This is a genomic window from Afipia sp. GAS231, assembly GCF_900103365.1.
Classification (GTDB): Bacteria; Pseudomonadota; Alphaproteobacteria; order Rhizobiales; family Xanthobacteraceae; genus Bradyrhizobium.
Genome location: NZ_LT629703.1, coordinates 7491412 through 7510073, shown reverse-complemented (window position 1 = coordinate 7510073; position 18662 = coordinate 7491412). Strand labels below are relative to the sequence as shown.

The 18662-nt window shown below is 63.0% G+C and carries 11 protein-coding genes and 1 tRNA gene; 4 read left to right on the top strand and 8 right to left on the bottom strand.

What is annotated here, in order from left to right:
* Positions 1 to 100: 100 nt before the first annotated feature.
* The 4 genes from BLS26_RS35085 to BLS26_RS35070 all read right to left on the bottom strand — a co-directional run bounded on the left by BLS26_RS35085 (position 101) and on the right by BLS26_RS35070 (position 3906).
* Complete coding sequence (locus tag BLS26_RS35085; RefSeq protein ID WP_092517289.1) at positions 101 to 853, bottom strand: PopZ family protein; 753 nt, start codon at positions 851 to 853, stop codon at positions 101 to 103.
* Between the two features lie 433 nt (positions 854 to 1286).
* Positions 1287 to 2693, bottom strand: a complete 1407-nt coding sequence (locus BLS26_RS35080) for a TolC family outer membrane protein (protein WP_092517287.1) — start codon at positions 2691 to 2693, stop codon at positions 1287 to 1289.
* Positions 2694 to 2948: 255 nt separating this feature from the next.
* On the bottom strand, positions 2949 to 3614 hold the full coding sequence (locus tag BLS26_RS35075; RefSeq protein WP_092517285.1) for a protein-L-isoaspartate O-methyltransferase: 666 nt from the start codon (positions 3612 to 3614) through the stop codon (positions 2949 to 2951).
* 112 nt (positions 3615 to 3726) lie between these two features.
* Positions 3727 to 3906 carry a hypothetical protein gene (locus tag BLS26_RS35070; RefSeq protein ID WP_092517283.1) on the bottom strand — a complete coding sequence of 60 codons (180 nt, stop codon included), beginning with the start codon at positions 3904 to 3906 and terminating at the stop codon, positions 3727 to 3729.
* Positions 3907 to 4177: 271 nt separating this feature from the next.
* On the opposite strand from BLS26_RS35070, the gene BLS26_RS35065 reads away from it, so the two are divergent.
* Positions 4178 to 4252: transfer RNA gene (locus BLS26_RS35065), tRNA-Asn, on the top strand.
* A gap of 283 nt (positions 4253 to 4535) precedes the next feature.
* Here BLS26_RS35065 and BLS26_RS35060 read toward each other — a convergent pair.
* The 3 genes from BLS26_RS35060 to BLS26_RS35050 form a co-directional block, all read right to left on the bottom strand.
* Positions 4536 to 5381 carry a c-type cytochrome gene (locus BLS26_RS35060; RefSeq protein ID WP_244541794.1) on the bottom strand — a complete coding sequence of 282 codons (846 nt, stop codon included), beginning with the start codon at positions 5379 to 5381 and terminating at the stop codon, positions 4536 to 4538.
* Positions 5382 to 5504: 123 nt separating this feature from the next.
* Positions 5505 to 10142: an S-layer family protein gene (locus BLS26_RS35055; protein ID WP_157676685.1), complete on the bottom strand. Its 4638-nt coding sequence runs from the start codon at positions 10140 to 10142 to the stop codon at positions 5505 to 5507.
* 154 nt (positions 10143 to 10296) lie between these two features.
* Complete coding sequence (locus tag BLS26_RS35050) at positions 10297 to 13365, bottom strand: autotransporter domain-containing protein (protein WP_244541793.1); 3069 nt, start codon at positions 13363 to 13365, stop codon at positions 10297 to 10299.
* A 378-nt stretch (positions 13366 to 13743) separates the two neighbouring features.
* On the opposite strand from BLS26_RS35050, the gene BLS26_RS35045 reads away from it, so the two are divergent.
* The 3 genes from BLS26_RS35045 to cysN all read left to right on the top strand — a co-directional run bounded on the left by BLS26_RS35045 (position 13744) and on the right by cysN (position 17751).
* On the top strand, positions 13744 to 14631 hold the full coding sequence (locus BLS26_RS35045) for a helix-turn-helix domain-containing protein (protein ID WP_092517273.1): 888 nt from the start codon (positions 13744 to 13746) through the stop codon (positions 14629 to 14631).
* A gap of 266 nt (positions 14632 to 14897) precedes the next feature.
* On the top strand, positions 14898 to 15806 hold the full coding sequence (gene cysD / locus BLS26_RS35040) for a sulfate adenylyltransferase subunit CysD (protein WP_092517271.1): 909 nt from the start codon (positions 14898 to 14900) through the stop codon (positions 15804 to 15806).
* Position 15807: 1 nt separating this feature from the next.
* Entirely contained in the window at positions 15808 to 17751 is a 1944-nt protein-coding gene (gene cysN / locus BLS26_RS35035) for a sulfate adenylyltransferase subunit CysN (RefSeq protein ID WP_092517269.1), read from the top strand.
* On the opposite strand, the gene BLS26_RS35030 is transcribed toward cysN, so the two are convergent.
* Complete coding sequence (locus BLS26_RS35030; RefSeq protein ID WP_092517267.1) at positions 17748 to 18563, bottom strand: sulfotransferase; 816 nt, start codon at positions 18561 to 18563, stop codon at positions 17748 to 17750. The two genes, cysN and BLS26_RS35030, sit on opposite strands and share 4 nt — an antisense overlap.
* Positions 18564 to 18662: the final 99 nt, after the last annotated feature.

Here is an 18662-nt window from a genome sequence, read left to right as displayed (position 1 = left end):
CGGCCGCAATAAAGCCCTTCGAGGTGGCTGAATCAGGGCTGCACGCGGGATCGCCGGGGGACCGCAAGCGCTCCCGGGGTCAGCGCAAGCGCTCCCGGGATCAGCGGCCGCGCGAAACCCGTTCGATCTCGGCCTTGACGATCCGCTCGACCAATCCCGGAAGATTGTCGTCGAGCCAGGATTTCAGCATCGGCCGTAGCATTTCCTTGACCAGGTCTTCCAGCGTCCGGGCGTTGTTGCTCAGCACGGTATTGGCCAGCGAGTTGAAGGCGGACTCGACCGCCGAGACGGTCGAGTGCGACAGGATCTGCTGCTGCGGCGGTGCGGGTGCGCTTTCAAACAGCGGCGGCTCGTAGGCCGGCTGCCGGTGCAACGCCCTGGCCGCCGCGCTCTCGGAAAATTCGAGGTCGTCCTGCGGGTCGATCTTGTGGAACGAAGCAGCCTGGGGAGCGGCTGGTGCCGGGTCCGGCAAAGCCATCTCGTCAGTGAGATCGAACACGTCGGCTTCGGCCTGGGCTTCGGGCTGTGCCGGCCTTATGTCGGCCTCGGGCGTCGCGGCGTCGAGGCTTGCCAGCATCGCATCGATGTCGTCCTGGTTGTTGCTCACGACAGGCTCAGGCGCCGGCGGCGGCGCGGGCTTCGCTGCAGCGGCAGGCTTCGGCGCCGGCGCAATCGCCGACGGCGGAATATCCTTCATCGCGGGCTTGGTCGGCGCTTCCGGCTTGGCGGCGGCAGGCGGGCTTGCAGGCTTTTCTGTAGAAGCAGGCTTGGCCTCGTCGTCGGCAATGATGCGACGGATCGACGCCAGAATCTCCTCCATCGAGGGCTCTTGGACCTTTGCAGGTTGCGTCATCTCCGACTCCACATCGAAACCAATTTACACCAAGTGAGGGAAGGATTTCCGGTTCCGGATGTGCAGGCCGGGATTTTCATCGCGCTAGCCTGACTTGTCCCCAGATCAGGCACGCCCGATGCATCGCGCAAGCGTCCTGCTCCCCCAAGGTTACCCCAAAGGGTACCTCACAAGGCTGCTACCCGGCGCGCGGCCGTGAGATGTAAGAAAACGCGGCGCGAATCGCTCAGCTCACCCCGAGAACGGTACGTCATGCCGATAAATATTTGCAAGCAAACGCGCCGGGCGGATGCCGCCCGGTCACGAATGATTTGATATGTGTCGTAATTTTACGGGAGCAACGGCGCCATCGCGCGCCGTTGAAACAGCGAACGCAAGGGCGTCGCTGGCGAGCGCAAGCGCGCCACCGGCGAGCGCAAGTGCGCCGCCGATATCAGCGACCATCCGGCGTGCGCACGCCGGCCCAGCTGTCGCGCACCTGCTGATAGTGCACACTCGGATCGTAAACCGTGGTCGGCAGCTTGAGCACCTGCGGCGACAGCCGTCCCACCGAGTTCAGCACGGCGTAGGATGCAACGACGCGGTCATGCTGTGCCGTGACCAGGGCGACGCGCGCGTTGACCAGCGCCTGCTGCGCGTTCAACACGTCGAGCGTGGTGCGCTGTCCGGCCTTGGCTTCCTCGCGCACGCCGTTCAGCGCGATTTCGGAGGCCGTGACCTGCGATTGCGCGGACTGCACCTGCGCCTTGCCGGCAACCAGTTGTCCCCATGCGGTGACGACATTGGCGCGGGTCGCATCGCGGGTCTGTTCGAGCACCAGGCGCTGCTGCGCCAGCGTTTCCTTGGACTGACGGATCAGCGAGTATTCGGCGCCGCCCTGATAGATCGGAACCGTCAACTGCGCGGTCGCGGACGCGCCGAACGACCGGTACAGCGTCATGGTGGATTCATAGGTCTGCTGGACCGAGGCCAGCAGGGTCACGGTCGGCAACAGCGCGCCTTCATTGACCTTGACCTGGAGATAGCTGACGTCGATGCCGTACATCGCCGCGGTGACGTTGGGATTTTCCGTCAGGCCAAGATCGACGGCGCTGGGCAGCGTTCCCGGCAGGAAGCGATCCACCGGCGAGCCCGCCGCAAGCGCTTCCGGTTCGTTGCCGATGATGCGGCGGAAGTTCGATTTTGTGGTGACGAGATTGGCTTCCGCAGTCAGGAGCTGGGTCTTGCCAGCAGCAAGCTGTGCCTCCGATTGCGCGACGTCGGTGCGCGTCACTTCGCCGACATTGAAGCGGTCGCGCGTCTGTTTCAGCGTCTGCTCGAGCACGCGAACGTTGCTCTTCTGCACTTCGACGATCGCGGCGTCGCGCAGATAGTCCATGTAGATGGTGGCCGCCGACAGCAGCACGGTCTGTTCAAGCACCCGCAACGCTTCGCGCGCGCCCGAGACCTGGCTCTCGGCCGTGCGGGTCTTGTTGGCGGTTTGCTGGCCGTTGTACAGGGTCTGCGCGATGGTGGCGCCGACGCTGCGCGGCGGATTGGCGCCGTGAATTTCGGTACGCACGATGTTGGTCGCGCTGCCGCCGGCGGTGCTGTTGGTGTCGGTATATTGATAACCGGCGCTGGCGGTGACTGCGACCTTCGGGCGATAGCCCGACAACGCCTGCGGCACGTTTTCATCGGTGAAGCGCACCGAGGCGCGCTGTGCGTTGAGCTGCGGATTGTTCTGATAGGCGCGCACCAGCGCCGCCTCAATCGTGTCGGCCAGGGCGGGCACCGGGCCCATACAAGCTAACAGAAGGACCGAAGCCGCAGCTCCAGTGAAAACCTTCACCCCACGCATCCCTGGAAATCCATTCATTGTCATTTCGCTTGATCACGATCATGAACACGAATGTGTGCACAAATGTGAACCAGCGTCGCTTCGGTCGAAGTGAGTCCCGGCTCACCTTATTCCGCAGCTAGGCTGGACGGAACTACCTCGCAAGCGCACACAGACGAAACTCTTAACGTGGGGCAATCCGGCCACACTTCTGATTCAGAACGGGATTTGACAGCCGTTCACGGCCGCCAAGCGCCGCAAAGCCTGCCGAAACGACTAGAAAACGAAGGCGGGAACCCGTTCCATGCCCGGCAGCACCGGAGCGGCGGCGTCGAACAGCGCCCGGCTCCCGAAATCCCCGTGGGAGCGGGTTACCAGCGTGGCCCGCTGCGGCTGCGACATCGCGAAAACGCCGACCAGCCGGCCGCCGTCGTGGAGCTGCCCGTAGAGCCGTTCCGGCACGGTCTCGGTGGCGCCGTTGAGCAGGATGACGTCGTAGGGGCCGTTCGCGGGGTCGCCGTCAGCCGCAGCCACCGTCCGGACCGCGACCTTTCCACAGCCATTCTGGGCCAGAATGGTGGTCGCCTTTGCCGCCAGCGCCGAATCGCTCTCGGTCGCCGCCACCTGGCCGGCGAATTGCGCGATTACGGCAGCGGCATATCCGGTCGCGCAGCCCACCACCAGCACGCGGTCGGTCGGCTTGATTTCGGCCGCCTGCAGCATCTTCGCCAGCACCGCCGGCTTGATCAGGAACCGCTTGGAGGAGCCTGTTTCGCTGACATCGAGATCGAGGTCCAGATAGGCCAGCGCGCGCTTGCTTTCAGGCACGAAGGCCTCGCGCGGCACCGCCAGCATGGCATCGATAATTCTGCTGTCGGTGACGTCGCTCGGACGCACCTGACCATCGACCATCTTCTGGCGCGCGGCCGAAATACCGGACATAGGCTGAGACCCTGAAAGCTTCGGCGATCGCGCCGGGGGAGCTGAAACCGGGTCATCTTTGGTACAAGCTCCGGCAAAACGCAACACGCCGGCCGCGTGTGCCAAACGCCCCCTATTCGATGGTCACGATCAGCCGGCCGATCAGCCGCGCAACCTCGTCCAGATCCCCGGAATCATGGTCTTCAACGGCCCGCGCCAGCCGAAGCAGGCATTCGTCGTCGCTCAGGGCTGGAACGTCGCTTGGGACGATCGATGGTACCGCGCGTATCAGGTCGGTCACAATGACTGGCATGGAATCGGCTCCCGTGAACCCGGCAATGTGCGGAGGCTCTGGCCGGATTGAGTCGATTTGGCGGCCCGGTCCATGATATCAGGGGATGGCGGCCTTGCGCCGATACGTTACGGATGATGTCCGGAGCAGGCGAAAAACCGGCCGCAAACCCTTGCTGCACAGAGTCTTTACGCTTCCGCGCAATACCGGGTCCGGGGCGGCCATTTGGTCCTTTGCAAGCCCGAAATGCTTTGTTATACGCTCCCCGCTCGCGAACGATTGTTTCGCCTATTCCTCGGTAGCTCAGCGGTAGAGCATTCGACTGTTAATCGAATGGTCGCTGGTTCGAATCCAGCCCGGGGAGCCAGCAAATTTCAGCATTTGAAATTCGGCGATCATCGGTATGGGTGGGCCCGGCTTGGCAGGGCCTGCGCAGCCTCTTCGCCCTTGCGCTACCCTTGACGCCTATCTCGAAGTCAGGTGCCCCGGTTGCGATGCCCGCCAGGCTGTAGCGCCAAATATCGTGGCAGGCCGCCGACGACCACATGTAACGCGCCGCGCCCTTGCCGGAGTACGAACGCGTGACGTTCGAGAGCTCGCCCTCGAAGGTCCCCGCCGCCACCCGCAAAGATGTGCATCAAGTTATTGGACTACTCTTTTGGCGGCACCGTACGCAAATAGGCGACGATCGCGTCGAGGTCGGCACCTGACACGGTGGCGTAGTAGCCGTAGCCCATGGGCGGCTTGAGCTTGCTGCCATCCTTGCTGACGCCCTGAGTGATGGCGCGTTTGATCTCGTCATCAGTCCAGCCGCCGATGCCCTTTGTCGTGCTAGAGGTGATGTTCCTAGAAACCGAGACGCCCCAAGGCCCCGGAAGCTCGAAGCCGCCAGCGCCCAACCTGTTCGCGAACTCGCGCCCCTGCGGCCCCATCGGCGTGTGGCACTCCATGCAGTGCGCAATCGTAGCGAGGTAGAGCCCCTCCTTCACCTTGTCGCTCAGCATCGCTTCCGTGTACGGGATTTCACCGCCCGGCGGGACTGGATGTCCTTGCTTCATCCTGTAAATCGGGTCCGGCACCGCATTCTTGATCGGCTTGATCGTACGCAGATAGGCGATCACCGCAGTGAGATCGCGGTCGGTCATAATCTCATAGAAACCGCTGGGCATGACCATGGCGACCGGCGCGCCGTTGCGCTTGATGCCCTTGCGCAGCAGTTGCTTGAGCTCGGCGTCGGTGTAATTGCCGATGCCGGTTTCCTTGTCCTGCGTAACGTTTGGTGCGGTGACCTTGAAAGGCGGCTCGTCCCAGGACAGGCCGCCAGAAAAAGCCTTATCCATGATGTCGCCCGAAGGACCCTTCGGCGTATGGCAATTACCGCAGGTCAGGATGCCGTTGACCAGATAATCGCCGCGATTAACCAAATCCGATTGCGCGCTGGCTGTGCCGGCCAATGCCACGCCGATGACGAGTGCTAGCAACCCTTTGCGGATCAAGAGGACACCCCCTAATTGGACCATTTCGAATTTAGCCTATGATAGAAAACTGATCAGTGCATTTCCGTTTGGGGTCAAACTGTTTCCCCCAACATAGCGCCGAATATCGCCGCACGCCGCCGGCTACCACGCATACCGCACCACGCCCTTGCCAGCGTAGCTGCGCGCGACGTTCGAGAACTCGCCCTCAAAGGTCCCCGCCGCCGACCAGCCGTTGATCCATTTCATCTCGACAGACGCGGTCGTCAGCGCGGAATCGCTCGCCTGCGCCGCGCCGTTGACGACAAAACTTGCGCCCGGCAGGGCCTGGAAGGTCGCACCTATCGATCGGTCCGGATCGAAATCATGGGCCCAGGCGAAGCGGCCGCGCAGCGCCAGCACGCCGTTGGGCACCGCGAAGGACTTGTCGGTGCGGATGCCAAGCTCGCTGCGGCTGTCGGTCACGCTCTTGGCTGAATAGGCAAGCGCAAAGTTCGCCGCGCCGGAGACGGCGGATTCCGCATAGGCCGGCAGATCGAAGGTGGTGAACTGCCCCGCCGCATAGGGCGCGATGCCGATGCCACCGACCCACGGCGCGACGAAGCGATAGCCGCCCTCCACGCGTCCGGAATAGGCATTGGCGTTGAACTCGGCGCGCAGTTGATCGATGCCCGTGATGGTCACCATGCGGTTGGTGGTGATGTCCTGCCAGCCATAGGCAAGCGCGCCGGTGATGTAGGCCGGACCGTTGGTGTGCCGCAGATAGGCGCCGGCCTGAAACAGGTCCGACCTCCCCGAGCCGAGATTGTTCACACTGAAGCTCGTCCCGCTGCCGGCGATCGCGAAGCCGGCAATGGTGAATGGCGAGAAGCGATAGTCGGCGCCGACAGCGGTGCCATAGATGCGCGAGGTCGCGCTGTTGGATCCCGTTGTTGTATTGCCGTCGGTGGTCTGCGAGCCGCCGAAGCCCGCGGCCCATGTGCTCCAGCGTGCCTCGAAGGCGACGGGCTGCGCCTTGGCATAGATCGCCGCCAGGGCATCGCGCGGGTTGCGCTTCCCTGCGTTAGCCTGCTCATCCGCGCTGGCATAAGCGTTGGCGCCGCCAGACGCATCCGTCGTATCACCGCGTCCCGCGACAAACGGATCGGTCATCACATTCATGAACTGCATCATCGCATCGAACGTGGTCTGCTGCGATCCCGTCGCGGTCTCGCCGGAGAGTTGGGTCAGACCGGCGGAGGTCAACCCGCCGAACACCAGCTGAATGCTGCCGTTCGAGTCGAAGAAATGAGTGACGGCATTGCCGACCGCCTGCTGATTGGGGCTTAAGCCGGATCCCGGCGGAGAGGCAAAGGCGAGCGAGAGATTCAGGAAGGCATCGTTGGCGTCATAGCTCAAACCCGTCGTGAAGCCGGACGGCAGGTTGGTGTTGACGACCGATCCGAACGTGCCCGACACGCCGCCGCTGGCTGTCAGAATGGTATACTGCTTGGCGACAGAGCTGCCGTTGGCAAACAGCGCCAGTACAGATGCGCCGCCGAGCGTCGCGGTCCCCGTCACATTGGCGAATGACGCTGTCGTACGGTTGAGCCCGATCAGGTAGGACGCGCCGGACTGAAACGCTAGACTGCCGCTGACGCTAGCCGAAATCCCCGGCGTCCCGTTGCCTGGCGCGAACGTACCGCCACTTGCAACGCTCAGGGTGTTGACCGAACCGGCACCAAAAAACGTGCCGCCGGAGATGGTGGTGGTGCCGTTGATGGTGCCGCTGTTGTTGAAGGTGCCACCGGTATTTGCGAGGCCACCGCTCAATGTGCCCGCGTTGCTGCCGGTGCCACTATTGGTGACGAGCCCGGAGACGGTTGCGCCCGCGGTATTGATAAAGGTGCCGGAAGTCGTGATCGCACCCGTCCAGGTCGCGTTGTTGGTAATGGTGCCGGTGTTGCCAGCGACATTGGCAACGTAGACCCCGTTGTTGGTCACCGTGCCGGCATTGTTGAGGTCATCATGTACCGTACCGCCCGCGGCGACGGTAATCGCGCCGGTCGCGTTGTTGGTGACCGACCCGAACGTCGCCGAACCGCCGCCGTCGACCACAAAGTCTGCCGAGTTGGTCAGCGATCCGCTCTGCGTGATCGAGCCGCCACTGGCGATCTCCAGTGTGCCATTGTTGACTGTCGTCGTGCCCGCATGGGTATTGGTTCCGGACAGCATCAGCGTGCCGGCACCGGTCTTAGTGACACCGCCTGAGCCGGAGAGGCTGAAAGCAAAGCTGACATTGGCACCGTTGGTATCGAAGATGGCGCCATTGCCGCCGATCGGCGCGAGCTGGGACGAAATGTCGGTCGAGGTGCCTGACGCCCATTGCAACCCGCCACCGTTCAGCGTGATCGCCCCGCTGCCGAGGTTGTTGGTCGCGCTAAAATTGATAAGGCCGCCCGTCACCATGGTGCCGCCGCTGTAGGTGTTGCTGCCGGTGAGCGTCAGCGTGCCGGTGCCGACCTTCACCAGCGAGCTGCCGCCACCGCCGAGGATCCCGCCGTCGGCGATAACCCCGCTGACCGCAGTGGACAAATTGTTGCCGCCGACTGTGAGCTGGTTGCTGCCGAGGCTGAAAGTCCCGCCGCCCGCAATTGAGCCGGCGCTAATCCTACCGTCGTTGTTAGGGCCCGTGCTGGCTGAGAAGTCGAATAGGCCGCTGCTATTGTTGGTAAGCGCGGCGTTCCCGGCCGTACTGTTACTAAAGAAATAGACGTTGTGACTATTGGTGATGGCAGAGTTGGCGGCGGTGCTGTTGCGCTCGAATTCGATCTCTTCGTTATTGATGATGGCGGCGCTGCCGGCCGTGCTTGGCAAGACAGTCGAGCTGGAGTTCGAGAAAAAAATCCCGCCGTTGTTGGTGATCGTGGCGCTGCCGGCGGAGCTGGCGTCGTTGAAAAAGATGATGTCGAGGCTGTTGTTGGTAATGGTGGCGCTCCCAGCCGTGCTGGTGTTCGAGAAAGTGATTCTGCCGTTGTTGGTGATCGTGGTGCTGCCGGCCGTGCTGCTGTCGTTGAAAAAGATGCCCCCGCTCGCGTTGTTGATGACGGGCCCGGTGCCGGCTGTGCTGCTGTTTCCGAAAGTGATTAAGCCGCTGTTGATGACGGAAGTGATGCCGGCGGCATTGTTGACAACCTTGAAGGTGCCGGAATTGTTCACTGCCCCAATGATGGTTGCGGAATGGGTAGTGTCGCCGAGCTGCAGCGTCGAAGAGGCAAGGATCGTGGTGCCGCCGGTGTAGGAGTTGGTCCCGGTAAGGACCAATGTTGAGCCCAGCGTCGTCAGCATCCCCTGGCCCGTGATATTTCCAGAGATGGTGAACGTGGTGCCGTTGGCATCAAACGAGCCGCCGGACGTACCGAGGTTGAAGTTGTTCGTGAAAGTCAGATTGCCTGCCCCGGTCTGGAAGGTGCCTCCGTTCAAGGTCACGTCGCCCGAACCGACCGAGCTGTTGGTGGTCACCTGCAGCGCACCTGCCGTGACCGTCGTTCCCCCCGAATAGGTGTTGGTGCCCGAGAGCGTTAGCGTGCCGTCCCCGGCTTTGGTGATCCTGCCGCCCGTGAGCGTGGATGCGAAGGCGACGTTGTTGCTATTGGTATCGAAGGTCGCACCATTGCCGCCGATCGCCGCGAGCTGCGACGAAATGTCGGTCGAGGTACCTGATGCCCATTGCAACCCGCCACCGTTTAGCGTGATCGCCCCGCTGCCGAAGTTGTTGGCCGCACTAAAGTTGATGAATCCGCCGGTCACCGTGGTGCCGCCGCTGTAGGTGTTGCTGCCGGTGAGCGTCAGCGTGCCGGTACCGACCTTCACCAGTGAGCTGCCGCTACCGCCACCGATGACGCCGCTCACCGCAGTGGACTGGTTATTGCCGCCGACGGTGAGCTGGTTGCTGCCGAGTTGAAAGGTCCCCGCGCCCGCAATTGAGCCGGCGCTGAGTTTGTGATCGCTGTTGGGACCGCTGCTAGCCGAAAAATCAACGACGCCGCCGCTATTGTTGGTGATCGCGGCGTTGCCAGCCGTGCTGGTGCCGCCGAATCTAACGGTGCCGATGCCGTTGTTGGTGATGGCGGCACTGCCGGCCGTGGTGGCGTCCAAGAAAGAGACGGCGCCACTGTTGTTGGTAATGACGGAGCTGGCGGCGGTGCTCGTGTTGCTGAATCGGACGACGACGCTGTTGGTGATAGTTGAGCTGCCGGCAGTGGCGCTGTTGTTGAAATCGACGGTACCGTTGCTGTTGGTGATGACGGCGCCGCCAGCTGTACTGGTGGCATTGAAAGTTAGCGTGGCGCCAAAGGTGTTGGTGATGGCTGCGGTGCCGGCCGTGCTGGTGTCGAGGAAAGTGGTCATGCCGCGCCGGTTGTCGATCGCGGTGCTACCAGCCGTGCTAGAGTTGTTGAAATTGAGAAGCCCGAGGTTGACAATGGCCGCGCTGCCGCCGTTGATGACAATGCCGGCGCCAGAGAAATCCAAGATTACGCCTGAGTTGGTGAGGCTGTAGGCCGAGGCGCCGGAATTGAAGGTCCAGCCGCCGATGTTGGTACTGACCGAGAACGATATGTTGTTTTGGTTCGACGTGCCGAAGAAGGCCGTGCCGCCGGGCACCGTGTTCGGCGTCCAGTTTCCGGCCGCGTTGAAATCGCCTGTGCCGTTGAGATTCCACGTCGCGTTCTGCGCCGCCGCCGGCAAGCCGCCCAGCGCCAGCGCCGACGAGGCCAGCAAGACGATGCGAAGTCGGTGCACGATCGCTCGCAATGCTCGATTTGGCGGCGTAACGAAAGACCGTCGCGTGCCGACCAACCGTCCCCCTGCATGACCAGAATTCAAGACCCAACTCCGTCGCCGGCATTCCTATCGGTTTTATCGCCGGGCCTTTGCGACACGCGCAGGCCGCCGGCTACCATGCGTAGCGCACGACGCCCTTGCCGGCGTAGCTGCGCGTGACGTCGGAGAACTCGCCCTCGAAGGTCGCCGCCGCCGACCAGCCGTTCATCCACTTCATTTCGGCCGACGCCGTGGTCAGCGCGGAGTCGGAAGCTTGCGCCGCGCCGTTCACGACGAACGAAGCGCCGGGCAGCGACTGGAAGGTGGCGCCGACCGCGCGGTCCGGACTGTAATCGTGCGCCCAGGCGGCGCGGCCGCGCAGGGTCAGGACGCCGTTTGGCATCGCGAATGATTTGTCGGCGCGCAGGCCAACTTCGCTGCGGGTGTCGGTGACGCTCTGCGAGCCATAGGCCAGCGCAAATGTGTTCACCCCCGACAACACCTGCTCGGCATAGGCCGGAAGATCGAACGTCGTGAATTGCGCGGCGGCATAGGGCGTGACGCCGATGCCGCCGATCCAGGGCGTGACAAAACGATAGCCGCCCTCGACGCGGCCGGAGAAGGCGTTGGCGTTGAAGCGCGCCTGCAATTGATCGACACCTGCAATCGTCACGGTGCGGTTGGTCGTGATGTCCTGCCAGCCATAGGCCAGCGCGCCGGAGATATAGGCTGCACCCACAGTGTGGCGGACGAAGGCGCCGGCCTGGAACAGGTCGGAGCGGCCCGTGCCGCCATTGGCGACGCTGAAATTGGTGCCGCCGCCGGCCAGCGCAAAGCCGGCGATGGTGCGCGGCGAGAAGACGTAGTCTGCCCCCGCTGCCATGCCGAACATGCGGCTGGTCGTATTGTTGGATCCCTGCGCGGCATTGCCGTCGGTCGATTGCGAGCCGCCGAAGCCGGCCGCCCACACGCTCCAGTGCGGATCGTAGTTTTGTGCCAGTGGCGCCTTGGTGAACATGGCGTAGGCGTCGCGCTCAGCGGCCGTGCGTTTGCGGCGGGACGCATAGGCGAGCGAATCTTCCTCGGCATAGGGGGAAGCACCCGACGGCGGCGCGGCAGGTGCGCCGCGGCCGTCGATGAAGGGATCGAGCAGGATGCCCAAAAACTGCGTCATCGCATTGAACGTGGTCTGCTGCGAACCGGTCGCGGCCTCGCCGGAGGCCTGCGTCAGGCCGTTGAGCAAGGCATTGCCTGATGCATTGAAGATCGCGTTGAACGCATTGGTAGGATTGTTTCCGGCAAGCAAGGCATTATCGATCGCACCCGCGACCTTGACCTGATTGGCAGGCGCATTGGCAGGCAGGACCGGCGACAACAGCCCGGGCAGCAGCGTGAGCAGCACATTGTCGCCCACATAAGTCAGCACCGCATCGCGGGCAAAATTGTTGTCCAGACGGACCGAGTTGAAGGTCCCGCTCAGCGGGTTGGCCGAGGAGAAGATGGTGTAGGTGGTCTTCTGCGTCAGCCGGCTCAGCACGTCGACCTCGACATTGCCGGCCAGGCTGGCGGCGCCGCGAACCGCGATCTGGCCCGCGTTCGACCCCGACACCTGCACCATATAAAGCGCGCCGGAAGTAAAGGCGAGGCTGCCGCTGACGGTCACAAGCTGCCGCTGACCGACGATAAAGGTTCCAGCCCCAGCGAGCGAGCCGACGCTGAGCCGGTCATCTCCGTTCGGCCCCGAACTGCCCGAAAAATCGATTGTCCCGCCCGCGCCGTTGATCAGATGCGCAGCTCCGCCGTCGCTTCGACCAAAAAAATCAACAAAACCGCTGTTGTTCGTGATGGTGGCGCTGCCGGCCGTGCTGGTGCCGTTGAAAAGGATGGAGCCGTTGTCATTCGTGATCGCGGCGTTGCCGGCCGTGCTGGCGTTGAGGAACTGGGTGAGGCCACCGCTGTTGTTCGCGATGGTGGCGTTGCCGGCGGTACTGGTGGCGTAGAAATAGATGTTGCCGCCGCCGTTGTTCGTGATCGCGGCGCTGCCGGCGCTGCTGGTGGCGTTGAAAAGGGTGCTGCCGTTGTTGTTGTTCGTGATCGCGGCGCTGCCGGCCGTGCTGGTGTTGTTGAACAGGGTGGAGCCGCTGTTATTCGTGATGACGGCGCTGCCGGCCGTGCTGGTGGCGTTGAACTGGGTGCTGCCGTAGTTGCTGTTCGTGATCGCGGCGCTGCCGGCCGTGGTGGTGGCGTTGAAAACGGTGACGCCGCCGTTATTCGTGATGACCGCGCTGCCGGCGCTGCTGGTGTCAGTACCTCCGGATTGACCGAACTGGGTGCCGCCGCCGCTATTGTTCGTGATTGCGGCGCTGCCGGCCGTGCTGGTCTGGAAGAACTTGGTGACGCCGCCGCTGTTGTTCGTGATCGTGGCGCTGCCGGCGGTGCTGGTGGCGTAGAAGGAGGTATTGCCGCTGTTGTTGGTGATGGTGGCGTTGCCGGCCGTGGCATTGGCGTAAAAGTAGGTGAAGCCGCCGCTATTATTCGTGATATGGGCGGTACCGGCGGTCGCGGTGTCGGTCCCTCCCACTGAACCGAACTGCGCCAGGCCGCCGCTATTATTCGTGATCGTTGCGCTGCCGGCGCTGCTGGCGTCGAAGACGTAGGTGCTGCCGTTATAGTTGTTGGTAAGGGTGGCGCTGCCGGCGGTGGTGTGGGCGAGGAAATATGTGCCACCGCCGCTGTTGTTCGTGATATTGGCGGTGCCGGCGCTGGCGGTGTCGGCCCCTCCGAATACACCGAAGCTGGTGAAGCCGCCGAAGTTGTTCGTGATGGTGGCGCTGCCGGCTGTGCTGGCGTTGAGGAAGTTGATGGTAAGGCTGTTCGTGATGGTGGCGCTGCCGCCGTTGATGACAATGCCAGCGCTGGTGAAGTCCAGGACCTGGCTGTTGCTGAAGCTGTAAGCGAACGCGCCCGGATTGAAGGTGAAGCCGCCGAGGGTGGTGTTGGCCGTGAACAACAGGCTGGTGATCGTCGACGGACCGAAAAAGGCGGTGCCGGTCGGCACGAAAGCCGGAGTCCAGTTCGACGCCGTGTTGAAATCACCTGAGCCGGGCGTGGTGCTCCAGGTCGCGTCCGCCACCGGCGCAGCCACCACCGGTCCGGTCCAGATCAGCACGACGCCAGCCAAAAGCGCCCGCCGCGTTTGCATCCTCTTAGCGACGCCCCGAACCAAATCGACCGCGCCGGTCCCCAAAACCGAGCTGAGCCCGGCTCCGACCGCATCGTTCCGCATATTTCACCCACCCCGGGCCGGCCATGCGCGCATCCATTGGCGGAGCGCGAGGCGACCGACGGCCAAGCTAGCAATGGTCGGGCCATACCGGTGAGGTCCGCGCAAAATGTTCCAAATTGTGGCAGGGAAATGTGAAGAGTGTGGCGCGAAATCCACATGCTCCCAAGGGAACGCTCGTCTGGCAGCAGTTCCGCGGACGGAACGGTAAAATATTGCCGAGTCCGGCTTGAAACAATTTGCGTTTATCCGTAGCTGCCGCGGCAGCGAAACCTCAACGCCGGTCCCTGATCGTTTATGTCCTCCCCTTCCCCGTCCGTTACCGGCTCCATTCACACACCCGCAGAAATTCTCGCTCACCCGCGCTTTGCGGCCGCCCGCGCGGCCTTCGTCGAGGCGGTTCTCGTGCTGCACGAGGGCGATCAATTCCGCAGCCGCTTGCTGGTCGAGGCGATGCGACAGATCACGTTCAATCTGATCGTGTCGCTTCATCTCCGCCATGACGCGGCCGATCGAACCACATGGGCGACCCCACAGCGGCTCAAGGACGAAATCAGGACGTTCGGGTTGGCGAGCCCGCGCCGGGTCGATGCGCTGGTGGCCCGGCTTGTCCAGCTTGGCTATGTCGACACCCGCCCCTCGGAGCACGACGGGCGGGTACGCATTCTCATCCCGACCGCCAAGATGATGTCACTCGATCGCGACTGGCTGCACTATCACTATACGCCGCTGCATGTGATGTTTCCGGATCCCGGCTACGGCGAGCCAATGGCGCGGGACGCCGCGTTCCAGCGCGCCCAGCGGCTGGTCGCTCTGGATTTTTCCGCCAAGGGCGCCGAGATCATGGCGAACCATCCGACCGTGATGCGATTCATGGGTCGCGATTCCGGCGTGCTGGTCCTGATCAAGCTCATTCAAATGTCCGTCGCAGGAAATGGGAATGGTCTCTCCTACTCGGATATCGGCGCCAAGTTTGGCATATCGCGGACCCATGTGCGGGCGCTGCTGGAAGACGCGGCGGAGCACGGCGACGTCAACCTTTCCGGCCGCGGCGGACGCCTGGTCGAACTCAAGCCTTCCCTCCTGGGGGCTTTCGACCGCTTCCTCGCCGACGCCATGTCGGGGCACGATATGCTCCACAAGCTCGCGCGCGAGCGGATGGCGAAGGCGCAACGGAGCGCGTAGTCAGGAAAAGACGACCGATCGACCGGCGGGATCGCAATCAGATTTTCGAGCTGGTAACGACGCTGGTAAAAGCTGGCTTTGGGCCGATTTCATCCGTAAAATCAGCGCGATCGAATCCGGCCCCGGGGAGCCGGCAAATTCAATTACTTCTCCGGGGGATCGCGCCACTTTGAGGGCCACATTTAAATGTCTCGCAGCATAGCCGGATTTGCGATCCGGTCACCTAGCGGCCGGACCGAGGTGCCAGCGTCGGGTCGGACCGACGCATGACCCAGGCAATGCCGCCGCATCTTGCGCAGCTCGAGGCGGAATCGATCGCGATCATGCGCGAGACCGTCGCCGAGTTCAAAAAGCCGGTGATGCTGTATTCGATCGGCAAAGATTCGAGCGCGCTGCTGCATCTCGCGTTGAAGGCTTTTTATCCCGGTCTTCCCCCCTTCCCGCTGCTGCATATCGATACGACCTGGAAATTTCGCGAGATGATCGCGTTCCGCGACGACACCGCTGATCGCCTCGGCCTCGAGTTGCTGGTCCACACCAATCAAGACGGTCTTGATCGTGGCATCGATCCGATTGCTTCCGGTTCGACGCTCTACACCGACGTCATGAAGACCGAAGCGCTGCGGCAGGCCATCGACCGCCACGGCTTCGACGCCGCGTTCGGCGGTGCGCGACGCGACGAGGAAAAATGCCGCGCCAAGGAACGGATTTTTTCGCTGCGACGGCGTGGTCATGTCTGGGATCCGCGCGACCAGCGGCCCGAATTGTGGAATCTGTTCAACACCAAACTCCAGCCCGGCGAAACGATGCGGGTTTTTCCGCTCTCCAACTGGACCGAGCTGGACGTTTGGCAATACATCCGGTTTGAGCAGATTCCGGTGGTCCCGCTCTATTTTGCCAGGCAGCGCCCGGTGGTTCGCCGCCAGGGAAACTGGATCGTGGTCGACGACCACCGCCTTCCGCTTTCGCCCGGCGAGCATCCTGAAACCAGGGAGGTCCGCTTCCGGACGCTGGGCTGCTATCCCCTCACCGGCGCCATCGACTCCAGCGCCCGCACCCTCGATGAGATCGTGGACGAGATGCGCACCGCCAGGATATCGGAACGAAACGGCCGCCTGATCGACAGCGACGAGGACGCCTCGATGGAGAAGAAGAAGCGGGAAGGATACTTCTGACATGGAGGCCCGTGACTTCGAGACGCATGCCATCGCGACCGGTGCAGGCGCGATGGCGTCGAATGACATCCTGCGCTTCATCACCTGCGGCTCGGTCGATGACGGAAAATCGACGCTGATAGGACGGCTGCTGCACGACACCCAACTGATCATGGAGGATCAGCTTGCGGCGCTGGCGCGCGATTCCGTCCGCTACGGCACCACCGGCAAGGACACGGATCTGGCACTTCTGGTCGATGGGCTCGAAGCCGAACGCGAGCAAGGCATCACGATCGACGTCGCCCACCGCTACTTCACGACCGGCCGGCGCTCGTTCGTCTCGATCGATACCCCCGGTCACGAGCAATATACCCGCAATATGGCAACGGCTGCTTCGAACGCCGACGTGGCTGTTATCCTGATCGATGCACGCAACGGCGTTCAGGTTCAGACCAAACGCCATTCGTTCATCTGCGCCCTGCTCGGCATCCGCACCGTCGTGCTGGCGATCAACAAGATCGACCTGGTCGATTTTCGAAAGGCCGATTACGACCGCAATGTGAGCGACTATCTCTCCTTCGCCAACGGACTGGACTTCGACCGGATCGTGCCGATCCCGATTTCCGCGCGCTTCGGCGACAATGTCGTCACCGCTTCCGCGAATACGCCATGGTACGACGGCCCGAGTTTGCTTCATTGCCTGGAAACGATGCGGGTGTCGCGGGATGCCGCCGCGCTGGCGTTCCGGTTTCCGGTGCAATGGGTCAACCGGCCGAACGCGGAATTTCGCGGCTATGCCGGCACCATCGCGGCCGGCCGGATCGCCGCCGGCGACGCCGTTGTGGTGGCGGGCTCCGGCCAGGCGACACGGGTCAGCCGGATCATCACCTATGACGGCGATCTCGAGCGGGCAGAAGCAGGTGCAGCCGTCACGCTGACGCTCGAGGATCAGATCGACGTCGCACGCGGCGACCTGCTGGCAGCTCCCGAAAGCCCTCCCAGCGTCGCCGATCAGTTCGCCGCCTGCGTGATCTGGATGGATCAAAAGCCATTGATTCCGGGGCGAGCCTATCATCTCAAGATCGGCACCCGCACGGTATCGGCGACGGTCACGACCCTCAAATACCGGATCGACGTCGGCACCCGCGAGCACATCAGCGCCAGCACCCTGAACCTGAACGAGATCGGCGTCTGCAACCTGTCAACGTCCGTCCCCGTCGCCTTCGACGGGTTCGCCGAAAACCGCAGGACCGGCTGCTTCATCCTGATCGATCGCGCGACCCATCGCACCGCCGGCGCGGGCATGATCGATTTTGCGCTGCGCCGTGCCAACAACATCAGTTGGCAGCCGCTTTCGATTGCCAAAGCCGACCGGGCAGCGCTCAAGAAGCAGAAGCCGATGATTGTCTGGCTCACCGGAATGTCCGGCGCCGGCAAGTCGACCATCGCCAACGAACTGGAAACGCGTCTGGCCGCGGCCGGCTACCACACCATGCTGCTCGATGGCGACAACGTCCGTCACGGACTCAATCGTGATCTCGGCTTCACCGAGCCCGACCGGGTCGAGAACATCCGCCGCGCCGGCGAGGTCGCGCGGCTGATGGCCGAAGCCGGCCTGATCGTGATCTGCTCGTTTATCTCGCCCTACCGCTCCGACCGGGATGCGGTCAGGACGCTGGTGCCGGACGGCGAATTCATCGAGGTCTTCGTCGACACACCGATCGAGGAATGTATCAGGCGCGACCCCAAGGGCCTCTACGCCAAGGCGGCCCAGCGCCAGATCAAGAATTTTACCGGATTCGACTCACCCTACGAGGCGCCGGAGGCGCCGGATGTGTGGCTCAAGACCGTCGGCCGGGCTGTCCCCGATCTCGCCGGCGAGATCTTGCGTGTGCTCAGGGATCGCGGCGCGATCTCTGAGGATCGCGATGCGACCTCTGAGGATCGCGATGCGACCTCGTCCTAGATTACTTTAACGTTGTAGGGATTGCGCGCGGGATCGAGCCAGAAGGAATCGTTCTCGTATTTGCGGATCAGTTCCATCGGCAGCACGCTACGGCGCTCGTTGGCGTGAATGCTGCGCCCGACCCGGTGCAGCCCCGGCGTGCCGATGCGGCGGTCGAACTCCTCGGCGTCGAATTCGATGTTGTTGAAGTCGTGCTTGAACGGCTTCTCGCCGATGAAATCATAGACCGCGGCCAGCGCCTCCGCCGGCTTCGTCGTCAGCGTCTCGTAGGTGACCGCGAGCAGGCACGAGGTCTGCTCGCCACAGAACGCCTCGCGCAGTGCATTCCAGGCAAAGCCGACCATGCCGCCCGGACCGGCGAGCCCGTCCACGCGCGAAAACACCGTTCCGCCGGTGTCGAAATTGAAGATGCCGGAGGGTTGTAGCGTGTTTTTCCGAACCAACCGCTCGATGGAATCCAGCACCCACGGCACCCTGCGCACGCAGCAGATCACCTTCGCCTTCGGGAACAGCTCGGTCAACAGCGGCAGCTTCGCGCACCACACGCGATTGGTGTCGAACACCACATCGCCCTTTGGCATGTCCAGGTAGAACGTCGTGAAAATGTTCTCGATGATCGCGCGGCGCTGCGCATCGCTGATGAAGATCGCGGTCTCATTGTTCATGCTCATGGTGCGCAGCATGCCATCGACCAGCGAGCCGACGGGCCCGGTCATGCTGGCGTGGAACCTGGGGTTCTGCTTGAGAATGGCCGACAGCAAGGTCGATCCGGCACGTGGCAGCCCGGAGATGAAGTGGAGATCAGCTTTCATGAGCGTCAGGAGCCTTGGTTGCAGAAGCTTTGGTTGAACGGGCGAACGGCACCCGTTCGAGCGGGTGATTCGGATAGAGGCGGCCAATCTGGAACCAGA

Excerpts from the sequence above, each read along its gene's own strand:
- BLS26_RS35045 (WP_092517273.1), top strand. The coding sequence starts at position 13,744 with ATGTCCTCCCCTTCCCCGTCCGTTACCGGCTCCATTCACACACCCGCA.
- BLS26_RS35050 (WP_244541793.1), bottom strand. The coding sequence starts at position 13,365 with ATGCAAACGCGGCGGGCGCTTTTGGCTGGCGTCGTGCTGATCTGGACC.
- cysD (WP_092517271.1), top strand. The coding sequence starts at position 14,898 with ATGACCCAGGCAATGCCGCCGCATCTTGCGCAGCTCGAGGCGGAATCG.
- BLS26_RS35030 (WP_092517267.1), bottom strand. The coding sequence starts at position 18,563 with ATGAAAGCTGATCTCCACTTCATCTCCGGGCTGCCACGTGCCGGATCG.
- cysN (WP_092517269.1), top strand. The coding sequence starts at position 15,808 with ATGGAGGCCCGTGACTTCGAGACGCATGCCATCGCGACCGGTGCAGGC.
- BLS26_RS35085 (WP_092517289.1), bottom strand. The coding sequence starts at position 853 with ATGACGCAACCTGCAAAGGTCCAAGAGCCCTCGATGGAGGAGATTCTG.
- BLS26_RS35080 (WP_092517287.1), bottom strand. The coding sequence starts at position 2,693 with ATGCGTGGGGTGAAGGTTTTCACTGGAGCTGCGGCTTCGGTCCTTCTG.
- BLS26_RS35075 (WP_092517285.1), bottom strand. The coding sequence starts at position 3,614 with ATGTCCGGTATTTCGGCCGCGCGCCAGAAGATGGTCGATGGTCAGGTG.
- BLS26_RS35070 (WP_092517283.1), bottom strand. The coding sequence starts at position 3,906 with ATGCCAGTCATTGTGACCGACCTGATACGCGCGGTACCATCGATCGTC.